We start from the raw sequence: 12,151 nt of genomic DNA, 5'->3' as shown, positions 1-12,151 counted from the left end.
TCCGAATGCGGGGAGTCTTCCCCGCGACGAACAGTCCGGAGCGACTGCCGGCTCCGGTGGTTGTGAAAAAAGGTCCTGGAATTACGGGACCGCAACAAAAGGAAGACACGTTTGGCACGTATTGCTGGCGTCAACATCCCGACCGCGAAACGGGTTCCGATCGCGCTCACCTACATCCACGGTATCGGCAACCATGTGGCCGAGCAGATCTGCGACGCCGTGGGCATCGACCGCGCCCGTCGCGTGAACCAGCTCTCCGATGCCGAAGTGCTGGCGATCCGCGAATATATCGACGCGAACGTCACCGTCGAGGGCGACCTGCGTCGTGAGACCTCGATGAACATCAAGCGCCTGATGGACCTCGGCTGCTACCGCGGCCTGCGTCACCGTCGCGGCCTGCCCGTGCGCGGCCAGCGCACGCACACCAACGCCCGCACCCGCAAGGGCCCGGCAAAAGCCATCGCCGGCAAGAAGAAATAAGGGGGCGTTGAGACATGGCTCGTGACAAGACCCGCATGAAGCGCAAGGAACGCAAGAACATCGCCGCTGGCGTTGCTCATGTGAACTCCTCGTTCAACAACACCAAGATCCTGATCTCCGACGTGCAGGGCAACGCGATCTCGTGGTCGTCGGCCGGCACCATGGGCTTCAAGGGCTCGCGGAAATCGACCCCCTATGCGGCCCAGATGGCCGCCGAGGATGCCGCCAAGAAGGCGCAGGAGCATGGCATGAAGACCATCGAGGTCGAAGTGCAGGGCCCGGGTTCGGGGCGTGAATCGGCGCTGCGCGCGCTGGCCGCCGCCGGGCTCAACATCACCTCGATCCGCGACGTGACGCCGATGGCGCACAACGGCTGCCGTCCGCCGAAGCGTCGTCGCGTCTGACCGCGGTTCCATCGGGTCGGGCCGTGCCATCTGGCGCGGCCCGATCGACTTGTTCTGATCCTCGGGCGTCGCTGGCTAACGGACATGGGCCGGCGACAGGTATGGAGGCAAACGCATGATCCACAAGAACTGGGCCGAGCTGATCAAGCCGACGCAGCTGGTCGTAAAGCCGGGCGCCGATCCGGCACGGGTCGCCACCGTGATTGCCGAACCGCTCGAGCGCGGGTTCGGTCTGACGCTGGGCAACGCCCTGCGTCGTGTGCTGCTGTCGTCGCTGCAGGGCGCCGCCATCACCTCCGTCCAGATCGACAACGTCCTGCACGAGTTCTCGAGCGTCGCGGGGGTCCGTGAGGACGTGACGGACATCGTCCTGAACCTCAAGGGCGTCTCCATCAAGATGGACGTCGAGGGGCCGAAGCGGCTCTCGATCTCGGCCAAGGGGCCGGGCGTGGTGACCGCCGGCGACATCTCGGAATCGAACGGCATCGAGATCCTCAACAAGGACCACGTGATCTGCCACCTCGACGAGGGCGCGGACGTGTTCATGGAGCTGACCGTGAACACCGGCAAGGGCTATGTCGCGGCCGACAAGAACCGGCCCGAGGACGCGCCGATCGGCCTGATCCCGATCGACGCGATCTACTCGCCGGTCAAGAAGGTGAGCTATGAAGTCACGCCGACCCGTGAGGGCCAGGTGCTGGACTATGACAAGCTGACCATGCGCGTCGAGACCGATGGCGGCCTGACCCCGGAAGATGCGGTGGCCTATGCCGCGCGCATCCTGCAGGACCAGCTGTCGATCTTCGTGAACTTCGAGGAGCCGGAATCGGCCACCCGCCACGACGTCGAGGACGGGCTGGAGTTCAACCCGCTCCTTCTCAAGAAGGTGGACGAGCTGGAACTGTCGGTCCGTTCGGCGAACTGCCTGAAGAACGACAACATCGTCTATATCGGCGACCTGATCCAGAAGACGGAAGCCGAGATGCTGCGCACGCCGAACTTCGGCCGCAAGTCGCTGAACGAGATCAAGGAAGTCCTCTCGGGCATGGGTCTCCACCTCGGCATGGATGTCGAGGACTGGCCGCCGGAGAACATCGAGGACCTCGCCAAGCGTTTCGAAGACCAGTTCTGATCGGGCGCTTCGGCCCCCCTTCGACCCCCGGGCAATCCCGCCCCAACGAAGCCCGTCGCTACGCACGAAGGGCAAGACAAAGCATAGGAGACCATCATGCGTCACGCCCGCGGCTACCGCCGCCTGAACCGCACCCACGAACACCGCAAGGCGCTGTTCGCCAACATGGCCGGCTCGCTGATCGAGCATGAGCAGATCAAGACGACCCTGCCGAAGGCCAAGGAACTGCGCCCGATCATCGAGAAGCTGGTGACGCTCGCCAAGCGCGGCGACCTGCACGCCCGCCGTCAGGCCGCGGCCCAGCTCAAGGAAGACCGGCACGTGGAGCGGCTGTTCGCCATCCTCGGCCCGCGCTACGCCGAGCGCGCCGGCGGCTATGTCCGCGTCCTCAAGGCCGGCTTCCGCTACGGTGACATGGCCCCGATGGCAATCATCGAGTTCGTCGATCGCGATCCGAACGCCAAGGGCGCTGCCGACAAGGCCCGTGTCCTCGCGGAAGAAGCCCTGGAAGACTAAGTCCGTTTAGTTCGGTCGGACAATTCGGGCCCGTCTCTTCGGAGGCGGGCCTGTTGCTTTTTACGCCTTCGGTTTTTGCGCCACCAACGAACGGATGTAGCCTTGGCTAAAGGCAGGGCAGCGGAGCCGGATTTACCATTGCTAAAAAACGTGTTTGCTTCATGAGATGCTTGCAATAAAGCTGAGTGAGAGATTGGCGCCAAGGCCCGATCATTTTGACTCGGCTTTTCCGTCCCAACCCGGTTTTCATTGCGACTGTTTCCACAATGACGATAAATTCGAAGCTCGATCTGGAACTCAGCCAGCTGCGGCGGGTGGCCCCCGCAGGCTACTACATGGGTCTGCACATCCGTTTCGCCTCTCCTCTCGTCACTTTGCAATCATACCGCGAGGATTGGATCGAATATTACACGGAAAAAGGATATCTGTTGTATGATCCCTCGATACGATGGGGGATGGTCGAGAGTGGCACCCGCCGCTGGAGCGACTTTGCCGACAGCGATCCACGCGGCGTTGTAGCCGAGGCGGCGCAATTCGGCCTGAGATTTGGCGTGAGCTGCTCGTGGGGTGCGGTCAGCGGGCGCAGCATCGGCAGTTTCGCGCGGTCCGATCGCGAGTTTACCGATCGCGAGGTGGAACTGGTCTTTGAGCTGTTCCAGCGCGTTCACGAACTTACCCTTCCGCCCGACGAACTGACCCAGCCGCAGATCGATGCGCTGCGGTGCATCGGCAACGGCGACCGGCATGCAGCGGCGGCGCAGAAGCTCGGCATTTCCGAGAGTGCGCTGAAGGCGCGGATCGCGGGGGCACGTCAGCGGCTTGGCGCGCGGACGACGGCGGAGGCGATCCAGCGGGCCAAGGATTACGGCTTGATCTGACGCTTGCGCCGGCGATGGGGCGGCTTACATATCGCCCGTCCCGAGAGGTTCCCATGCGCCAGGCCTTGCTTGCCCTCCTTCTGACCGCCGCCCTGTTTCCCCAGCCGACTCTGGCCGAGACACGGGTCCCGGAAAGCGCGGCCGAGATCTCGCTGACCTTTGCCCCGGTTGTCCGGTCGGCGGCCCCGGCGGTGGTGAACATCTACGCCACGCGCGTTGTTGCCCAGCGGGTGAGCCCCTTTGCGGCCGACCCGTTCTTCGACCAGTTGTTCCGTGACTTCGGACGCCGCCAGCCGCGGGTTCAGAACTCGCTCGGCTCGGGCGTGATTGTAGCCGCGGACGGCATCGTGGTGTCGAACTACCATGTCGTCGGGCAGGCCGATGCGATCCGTGTCGTGCTGAACGACCGCCGCGAGTATGAGGCCGAGGTGATGCTGTCCGATCAGGACAGCGATCTTGCCGTGCTGAAGCTGAGGGATGCGCACGATCTGCCGTATCTGTCGTTGCGCGATTCGGACGGGATCGAGGTGGGCGAACTGGTGCTTGCGATCGGCAACCCGTTCGGCGTGGGCCAGACGGTGTCGCAGGGAATCGTCTCGGGGCTTGCGCGGTCGGGCCTTTCGATCGACGGCGGGCGGGGCTACTTCATCCAGACCGACGCGGCCATCAATCCCGGCAACTCGGGCGGGGCGCTGGTCGATACGGCCGGAAGGCTCGTAGGCATCAACACCGCGATCCTCACCCAGTCGGGCGGGTCGAACGGGATCGGCTTCGCCATCCCCGCCAACCTGGTGCGCAGCTTCCTGGCGCAGGCCGAGGCGGGCGAGAGCCGCTTTCAGCGCCCGTGGGCGGGGGTGAACGGGCAGGTGGTCGATGCGGCGATGGCCGAGGCGATGGGGCTCGAGCGGCCCGAGGGAGTCGTCCTGACCGAACTCGATCCTGAAAGCCCGTTCCGCGCGGCGGGCCTGCGCTCGGGTGATGTGGTGGTGGCGCTTGGCGGCCAGCGGACGGACAGTCCGCAGGAGGTGATGTTCCGCCTGTCCTCCATGGGGATCGGCTCGCGCACCACGGTCACCTATCTGCGCGACGGCCAGACGCGCGAGGCCGAGGTTGCGCTGATGGCGCCGCCCGACAGTCCCCCGCGTGAGACGCTGACGCTGCGCGAGACGGCGCTTGCGGGCCTCACGGTCGAGCGGCTGAACCCCGCCGTCCGGGCCGAGATGAACCTGCCGCTGACGCTGGAAGGTGTCGTGGTGCGGGGCGCCGAGGCGTCGGCGGCGCGGGCCGGGCTCCGGCCGGGCGATCTCCTTCTGGAGATCAACGGCCGCCGCATCGAGCGGTCGCGTGATGTGCTGGTGGCGGCGCGGGCACAGTCGCGCTGGTGGCAGATCGACGTGCTGCGCGACGGCCAGTCGCTGCGTCTCCGCTTCCGTCTGTAGCCCTTTCCCTGCCACCACGGCGCGCGTAGGCTTTGCCCATGTCCGACCTGTTCGACCGACAGCCCGCGCCCGCGCAGCCCGATGCGCCCCGACCGCTTGCCGACCGGCTGCGGCCGAAGGCGCTCGACGAGGTGATCGGGCAGGAGAAGGTGCTGTCTCCCGACGGTCCGCTGGGGGCGATGCTGGCCTCGGGCAGCCTCTCGTCGCTGATCCTCTGGGGCCCGCCCGGCGTGGGCAAGACGACGATCGCGCGGCTGCTGGCCAAGGAGACCGATCTGGCCTTCGTGCAGATTTCGGCGATCTTCACCGGCGTGCCGGACCTGCGCAAGGTGTTCGAGGCGGCAAGGCTGCGCCGGGCGAACGGGCAGGGGACGCTGCTCTTCGTCGATGAGATCCACCGCTTCAACAAGGCCCAGCAGGACGGCTTCCTGCCGCACATGGAGGACGGGACCATCCTCCTCGTGGGCGCCACGACCGAGAACCCCTCGTTCGAGCTGAACGCGGCGCTGATGTCCCGCGCGCAGGTGATCGTGCTCGAACGGCTGAGCCTCGCCGATCTGGAGCGCCTCGCCCAGCGGGCCGAGCACGAACTGGGCCGCGCCCTGCCGCTCGACGGATCGGCGCGTGAGGCGCTGCTCGAGATGGCGGACGGTGACGGGCGGGCGCTTCTGAACCTCGTCGAGCAGGTGATGGCCTGGAAGGTCAAGGGCCATCTCGACCGCGACCAGGTGGCGACGCGGCTGATGCGTCGGGCCGCGAAATACGACAAGTCGGGCGAGGAGCATTACAACCTCATCTCGGCGCTGCACAAGTCGGTGCGCGGCTCGGACCCGGATGCCGCGCTCTACTGGTTCGCGCGGATGCTCGAGGGCGGCGAGGATCCCCGCTTCCTTGCCCGCCGCATCACCCGGATGGCGGTCGAGGACATCGGGCTGGCCGATCCGCAGGCGCAGGGGATCTGCCTTGAGGCCTGGGCCACCTACGAACGCCTCGGCTCGCCCGAGGGCGAACTCGCGCTGGCGGAGGCGCTGGTCTATCTGGCGCTCAGCCCCAAATCGAACGCGGTCTACACCGCCTACAAGGCCGCGCGGGCGGCGGCGAAGCAGACCGGCTCCGAGCCGCCGCCCAGGCACATCCTGAACGCGCCCACGAAGATGATGAAGGAGATCGGTTACGGCTCGGGCTACCAGTATGACCACGACGCCGAGGACGGCTTTTCGGGCCAGAACTACTTCCCCGAGGGCATGAAGCGCCCGGTCTGGTATCTGCCGCAGGAGCGTGGCTTCGAGCGGGAACTGAAGAAGCGCACCGACTATTTCGCCAAGCTGCGTGCCAAGCGGCAGGGCGGTTGACAATGGGCACCATGGAGAACAGAGAAGCGCGATGATCAGCTCTCTTCTTCAGGTGGCGCCCGGTGGCGCCTCGGCGCGCTGCCCGACCGATGGCGCCCTGCGCCCGTCCGGCTCTGCCCCTTCCTCCGGCGGCGTCCGCTCCATGCCCGTCTCGTCCTGTGCCATCGGTGCGAACACCGCGCGTGCACTCCTTCTGCAGTTGAGGTTCCCGGCATGAAGAGCGTGCAGCTTCTGACGGTGACGGCCGATGAGGGCGAGCAGCGGCTCGACCGCTGGTTCAAGCGCCGCTTCCCGCATGTGACGCAAGGCGCGGTCGAGAAGATGTGCCGCACCGGGCAGGTGCGCGTCGATGGCGCGCGCGCCAAAGCCTCGGACCGCGTGGCCGAGGGGATGGAGATCCGCGTCCCCCCGCTGCCCGACCCCGATGCGCCGCGGCCGCAGGCATCGCGGGTCACGAAGTCCGACGAGCAGATGATCCAGGACTGCGTGATCTACAAGGACAATGACATCATCGTGCTGAACAAGCCCGCGGGCCTGCCCTCGCAGGGCGGCTCGGGGCAGGGCGAGCGGCATGTGGACGGGCTGACCGAGGCGCTGAAGTTCGGCTACAAGGAGCGGCCGAAGCTGGTGCACCGGCTCGACAAGGACACGTCGGGGGTGCTGGTTCTGGCGCGCACCGATCGGGTGGCGCGGGCGCTCTCCGAGAGTTTCCGGCACCGCAACACGCGCAAGATCTACTGGGCGCTGGTCGCGGGCGTGCCGAGCCCCAAGCAGGGCTCGATCAAGTACGCGCTGATGAAGGCGCCCGGCCACGGGCGCGGCGGCGAGGGCGAGAAGATGCTCTGCATCCACCCCGCCAAGGGGGGCGATTACCCCGAGGCCAAGCGCGCCCAGACCGATTTTTTCACCCTCTGGTTCCTCGGCACCCGCTGCGCCTGGATGGCGCTGTCCCCGATCACCGGCCGCACGCACCAGTTGCGCGCCCACATGGCCGAACTCGGCCATCCGATCGTGGGCGACGGGAAATACGGCGGCTCGAGCCAGGAGAACGCCGGCGACGGCTGGGGGGCGCAGATCGGTGGCGAGGTCAGCCGCAAGCTGCATCTCCACGCCCGCAGCCTGACCATCGAGCATCCGATCCGCAAGGAACTGGTGACCTTTACCGCGCCGCTCCCTCCGCACATGGCCAAGACCTGGAAACTCCTCGACTGGAAGGAAGGCGACGTGCCGGAAGATCCGTTCGGAGCCTTCTGATGGCGGGCTGGGTTGCGAAACGCTTCTGGAAGGGCGTCTCTGTGGCGGAAGACGCGGGGGGCTTTGCCGTCCTCCTCGACGGGCGGGCCCTGCGCACGCCCGCCAAGCGCCCGCTGATCCTGCCCACCGGTCCGCTGGCCGAGGCGGTGGCGGACGAGTGGCGGGCGCAGGAGGGCGAGGTCCGGCCCGGGACGATGCCCTTCACCCGCTCGGCCAATTCCGCGCTCGACAAGGTCGAACCCCAGTTCGACGAGGTGGCCGGGATGCTGGCGGCCTATGGCGGCACGGACCTCCTGTGCTACCGCGCCCCCGCGCCGGCCGCCCTGACCGCGCGGCAGGCCGAGGCCTGGGATCCGATCCTCGCCTGGGCGGCCGAAGCCCTCGGCGCGCCGCTCGAACCGACGGTGGGCGTCATGCACCGTCCCCAGCCCGAAGAGAGCCTCCGGCGTCTGGCCGAGAGGGTGGGCGCCCTTTCTCCCTTCCAGGTTGCGGCCTTCCACGACCTCGTGGCGATCTCCAACTCGCTCGTCCTCGCCTTCGGCGTGACCGAGGGACGTCTTCTTGCGGAGGAGGCGTGGGAGCTGTCGCGCATCGACGAGACATGGCAGGTCGAGCAGTGGGGCGAGGACGAGGAGGCGGCCGAGATCGAGGCGGCCAGACGCGCCGCCTTCCTTCAGGCCGCGCGATTCTACGCATTGTGCGGGTAACAATCCTTCGGCACTCGCGCGGACACCTTCGCGACTTTGCACAATTGATGCGCAATAGGGTGAATTTGCTGCGAAAAGCGACGCTTCTGCGGTTTGACTTGACGATCGAAACGGCTTCGGTCGACACTGACGGCCACTGTGAGGAAGCTGTCCTCCACAAGAGACGTCCCCGCTCACCGGGGATCAAAGAACCGCCCTGCAACCGGGCGGCAATCAGGAAGAGGTACGCATGAAAAAATCCGTTTTTCTCGGCACGCTGACCGTGGCGGGCCTTGCTGCCGGCCTCGGCTCGGCGGCGACGCTCGATGACGTGAAGGCGCGTGGCGAACTGAATTGCGGTGTCTCGACCGGCCTGACCGGTTTCTCGCTGCCCGATGCCAACGGCAACTGGACCGGCTTCGACGTTGCCCTCTGCCGTGCCGTGGCGGCTGCCGTTCTCGGCGATGGGACCAAGGTCAAGTTCGTGCCGACCACCGGCCAGACCCGCTTCACCGCGCTCGCCTCGGGCGAGGTGGACATGCTGGCCCGCAACTCGACCTGGACCTTCTCGCGCGACACCGATCTGAAACTCGATTTCGTCGGCGTGAACTACTATGACGGCCAGGGCTTCATGGTGCGCAAGGATCTCGGCGTCACCTCGGCCAAGGAACTTGACGGCGCCACCGTCTGCATCCAGACCGGCACCACGACCGAACTGAACCTGGCCGACTGGTTCAAGGTCAACAACCTGAGCTACACGCCGGTTGCGGTCGAGACCAACGCCGAGGGCGAGCAGCAGTATGCCGCCGGCGCCTGCGACGCCTACACCACCGACGCCTCGGGCCTTGCCGCCACCCGCGCGGCCTTCGCCGACCCGGAAAACCATGTCATCCTTCCCGAGATCATCTCGAAAGAGCCCCTCGGGCCGGCCGTGCGCCATGGCGACAACGAATGGGCCGATGTCGTCGGCTGGACGCTGAACGCGCTGATCGCGGCTGAGGAATATGGCGTCACCTCCACCAACATGGAGGAACTGGCCGCCAACTCGCCGAACCCCGAGATCCGCCGCCTGCTGGGCGTCGAGGGGGACCTCGGCCCGATGATCCGTCTGGACAAGGACTGGGCCAAGCGTGCCATCTCCGTGGGCGGCAACTATGGCGAGATCTTCGCCGCCACTATCGGCGAGGCCACCCCGATCGGTCTGGCGCGCGGCCTGAACGCGCAATGGACCCAGGGCGGCCTGCTCTACGCCCCGCCGTTCCGCTGATCTGACGAGGGGCGCCCGACCGGGCGCCCCTTTCCACAACCCGCCGCACAGGACGGGGAAACAACGATCGGACGCGAGGGGCGCAACGACGCCAACCCGCCGGACCTGCCGGCCCCGCAATCCGAGCAATGGGGAATCACCGCATGGCAAACGTCGCGGACGCGCCGAAGGACACCTTTCGGCTCAGCATGCTGCTATACGATACGCGGTATCGTTCGCTGACCATACAGGTCTTCGTCTTCTTCCTGTTCATGGCCGGCGCCGCCTGGCTGGTGGACAACACCATGCGCAACCTCGAGGCGCTGGGAAAGGATTTCAACTTCGGCTTCCTGTGGAACCGCGCGGGCTACGACATCAGCCAGCGGCTCGTGGAATACACCAACGACAGCACGCACGGCCGGGCCATGCTGGTGGGCCTGCTGAACACGCTGCTGGTGGCCCTCCTCGGCTGCATCGCCGCAACCGTGATCGGCGTGATCGTGGGGGTCCTGCGCCTGTCGAAGAACTGGCTCGTCGGGCGGCTGATGACCGTCTATGTCGAGATCTTCCGCAACGTGCCGCTGCTCCTGTGGATCCTGCTGATCTACGCCGTCTTCACCGAGGCGACGCCGGCGCCCAACGCCTTCCGCCCGAACCCCGAGACCGGCCTTGCCGACCGCTCGATGTTCCTCGATGCGATCGCCGTGACCAACCGCTACACCGCGGTGCCGAACTCCGTCTTCAGCCGCGAGCTGGGCTGGCTCGACCTCGGGCTCTTCTACATCAACATCGACGTTCTGGCGGTCCTTGCGGCGGCCGTGCTGGGCTGGTGGCTGAACCGGATGGTGAAGGCGCGCGCTACCCGGATCCAGAACGAGACCGGCGTGCGGCCCGCCACCTGGTGGTCATCGGTTCTGCTGCTTCTGGGGTTGCCGGTCGCGGTGCTGCTGGCGCTCGGCTTCCATCTCGAGTTTCCCGAACTGCGCGGCTTCAACTTCGTGGGCGGCCTGAACGTCTCGAACTCCTTCATGGCGCTCTGGCTGGCGCTCTCGCTCTACACCGGGGCCTTCATCGCCGAGATCGTGCGGGCGGGCATCCTCGCCATCTCGCGCGGCCAGTCCGAGGCGGCCTTTGCGCTCGGCCTGCGACCGGGGCGGACGATGAGCCTGGTGATCCTGCCCCAGGCGCTGCGCGTCATCATCCCGCCGCTGATCTCGCAATATCTGAACCTGACGAAGAACTCCTCGCTCGCCATTGCGGTGGGATACCTCGACCTGCGCGGCACGCTGGGGGGGATCACGCTGAACCAGACCGGGCGCGAACTGGAATGCGTGCTCCTGATGATGCTGATCTACCTTGCGATCAGCCTCGTGATCTCGGCGGTGATGAACGTCTACAACGCCGCCGTGAAGCTGAAGGAGCGCTGAGATGAGCGATACCCACGCCCAGACCGTGCCCTTCGTCCGCGAGACGATGCTGCCCCCGGCTCAGCCCCCCACGAACGAGGCGGGCGCCGTCAGCTGGCTGCGTCAGAACCTGTTTTCGGGCCCTCTCAACATCGCCCTGACGATCCTTGGCCTGCTGACGATCTACTATCTGCTGCAGGAGATCGTGCCCTGGCTCATGCGTTCGGTCTGGGAGGCGGACAACATCGCCCAATGCCGCCAGATCGTCGCCGAACGCTGGGGCGCCGGGGCCACCGGCGCCTGCTGGGCCGTGATCCGCGAGCGCTGGCCGCAGTTTCTCTATGGCTTCTACCCGCAGCATCTCTACTGGCGGCCGACGCTGGCCCTTGCGCTGCTGTTCGTGGCGCTGGCCCCGGTGCTCTTCTCGGCGCTGCCACGCAGGCTCATGTGGTTCAGCCTCGCCTATCCGTTCGTTGCCTTCTGGCTGCTCTGGGGCGGGTCGGTCTTCCTGCCGATCATGGTGGCGGCGGGCTTCGTCATCGGCTGGGCGGCCTATGCGCTGCTCCACCGCTTCGGCACCATCGCGGCCGTCGCGGGCGCCGTGCTGATCCCGATCCTCTGGTGGCTGTTCCTCGCGGGCGATCTCTCGCGCGATCTTGCGGGGCTGCTGGGCCGGTCGGCGCCGCTCTGGCTCGAGCCGGTGCGCTCCGACAAGTTCGGCGGCTTCGTCCTTGCCATCACGATCGGGGTGTCGGGGATTGCCCTGTCGCTGCCTCTTGGCATCATGCTGGCGCTGGGGCGGCGGTCGGACATGTTCCTGATCAAGGCGCTGTCGGTTTCGTTCATCGAGTTCATCCGCGGCGTGCCGTTGATCACGCTGCTCTTCACCGCCTCGCTGCTCTTGAACTATTTCCTGCCGCCGGGGACGACCTTCGACATCATCCTGCGCGTCATCATCATGGTGACGCTGTTTGCCGCGGCCTACATCGCCGAGGTGATCCGGGGCGGGCTCGCCGCGCTGCCTCGCGGACAGTACGAGGCCGCCGATGCGCTGGGGCTGGACTATTGGCGGGCGCAGCGCCTGATCATCCTGCCGCAGGCGCTGAAGATCTCGATCCCCGGGATCGTGTCGACCTTCATCGGCCTGTTCAAGGACACGACGCTGGTGGTCTTCGTGGGGCTTCTGGACCCGCTGAAGGGCATCACCGACGCCGTCCGCGCCTCGACCGACTGGAAGGGCATCTACTGGGAGCCCTACATCTTCGTGGGCCTCATCTTCTTCGCCTTCAACTTCGCCATGTCGCGCTATTCGATGTATCTCGAGCGTCGGCTGAAGACCGACCACCGCTAGGAGCCAC

General features: G+C 66.5%; 13 protein-coding genes. 12 read left to right on the top strand and 1 reads right to left on the bottom strand.

The genetic code is table 11. From position 1 onward, the window contains the following. Nucleotides 1-111 precede the first annotated feature (111 nt). The 7 genes from rpsM to LV780_RS11475 all read left to right on the top strand — a co-directional run bounded on the left by rpsM (nt 112) and on the right by LV780_RS11475 (nt 6,201). Nucleotides 112-480 (top strand): 30S ribosomal protein S13, encoded by a 369-nt coding sequence (rpsM, locus tag LV780_RS11505; RefSeq protein ID WP_011909469.1) that lies wholly within the window; start codon nt 112-114, stop codon nt 478-480. Nucleotides 481-494: 14 nt separating this feature from the next. Continuing rightward, nucleotides 495-884, top strand: coding sequence for a 30S ribosomal protein S11 (gene rpsK, locus LV780_RS11500; RefSeq protein WP_011909468.1), 390 nt, complete (start codon nt 495-497; stop codon nt 882-884). A 115-nt stretch (nt 885-999) separates the two neighbouring features. Then, nucleotides 1,000-2,016, top strand: a complete 1,017-nt coding sequence (locus LV780_RS11495) for a DNA-directed RNA polymerase subunit alpha (RefSeq protein WP_011909467.1) — start codon at nt 1,000-1,002, stop codon at nt 2,014-2,016. 96 nt (nt 2,017-2,112) lie between these two features. After that, nucleotides 2,113-2,532, top strand: a complete 420-nt coding sequence (rplQ, locus tag LV780_RS11490) for a 50S ribosomal protein L17 (RefSeq protein WP_011909466.1) — start codon at nt 2,113-2,115, stop codon at nt 2,530-2,532. Between the two features lie 266 nt (nt 2,533-2,798). Then, nucleotides 2,799-3,410 (top strand): autoinducer binding domain-containing protein, encoded by a 612-nt coding sequence (locus LV780_RS11485; protein ID WP_011909465.1) that lies wholly within the window; start codon nt 2,799-2,801, stop codon nt 3,408-3,410. A 53-nt stretch (nt 3,411-3,463) separates the two neighbouring features. Further along, nucleotides 3,464-4,849, top strand: coding sequence for a Do family serine endopeptidase (locus LV780_RS11480; protein ID WP_108220957.1), 1,386 nt, complete (start codon nt 3,464-3,466; stop codon nt 4,847-4,849). Nucleotides 4,850-4,887: 38 nt separating this feature from the next. Next, on the top strand, nt 4,888-6,201 hold the full coding sequence (locus tag LV780_RS11475) for a replication-associated recombination protein A (RefSeq protein ID WP_108220958.1): 1,314 nt from the start codon (nt 4,888-4,890) through the stop codon (nt 6,199-6,201). A gap of 48 nt (nt 6,202-6,249) precedes the next feature. On the opposite strand, the gene LV780_RS21945 is transcribed toward LV780_RS11475, so the two are convergent. Beyond that, nucleotides 6,250-6,378 carry a hypothetical protein gene (locus LV780_RS21945; RefSeq protein ID WP_267964949.1) on the bottom strand — a complete coding sequence of 43 codons (129 nt, stop codon included), beginning with the start codon at nt 6,376-6,378 and terminating at the stop codon, nt 6,250-6,252. A 36-nt stretch (nt 6,379-6,414) separates the two neighbouring features. On the opposite strand from LV780_RS21945, the gene LV780_RS11470 reads away from it, so the two are divergent. The 5 genes from LV780_RS11470 (at nt 6,415) to LV780_RS11450 (ending at nt 12,144) form a co-directional block, all read left to right on the top strand. Then, nucleotides 6,415-7,455 (top strand): RluA family pseudouridine synthase, encoded by a 1,041-nt coding sequence (locus LV780_RS11470; RefSeq protein ID WP_101340194.1) that lies wholly within the window; start codon nt 6,415-6,417, stop codon nt 7,453-7,455. Next, nucleotides 7,455-8,162 (top strand): ATP12 family chaperone protein, encoded by a 708-nt coding sequence (locus LV780_RS11465; protein ID WP_101340193.1) that lies wholly within the window; start codon nt 7,455-7,457, stop codon nt 8,160-8,162. The genes LV780_RS11470 and LV780_RS11465 overlap by 1 nt, the downstream gene beginning before the upstream one ends. A gap of 229 nt (nt 8,163-8,391) precedes the next feature. After that, nucleotides 8,392-9,408, top strand: coding sequence for an amino acid ABC transporter substrate-binding protein (locus tag LV780_RS11460; RefSeq protein WP_011909460.1), 1,017 nt, complete (start codon nt 8,392-8,394; stop codon nt 9,406-9,408). Nucleotides 9,409-9,551: 143 nt separating this feature from the next. Beyond that, a complete protein-coding gene (locus LV780_RS11455) occupies nt 9,552-10,814 on the top strand; it encodes an amino acid ABC transporter permease (protein ID WP_108221027.1) in 1,263 nt (420 codons plus the stop codon). 1 nt (nt 10,815) lies between these two features. Further along, nucleotides 10,816-12,144: an amino acid ABC transporter permease gene (locus LV780_RS11450; protein WP_108220959.1), complete on the top strand. Its 1,329-nt coding sequence runs from the start codon at nt 10,816-10,818 to the stop codon at nt 12,142-12,144. The last annotated feature ends 7 nt before the right edge of the window (nt 12,145-12,151 follow it).

It is taken from the genome of Cereibacter azotoformans (genome assembly GCF_021391315.1).
Taxonomy (GTDB): Bacteria; Pseudomonadota; Alphaproteobacteria; order Rhodobacterales; family Rhodobacteraceae; genus Cereibacter_A; species Cereibacter_A azotoformans.
This window is presented reverse-complemented; position numbering and strand designations above follow the sequence as displayed.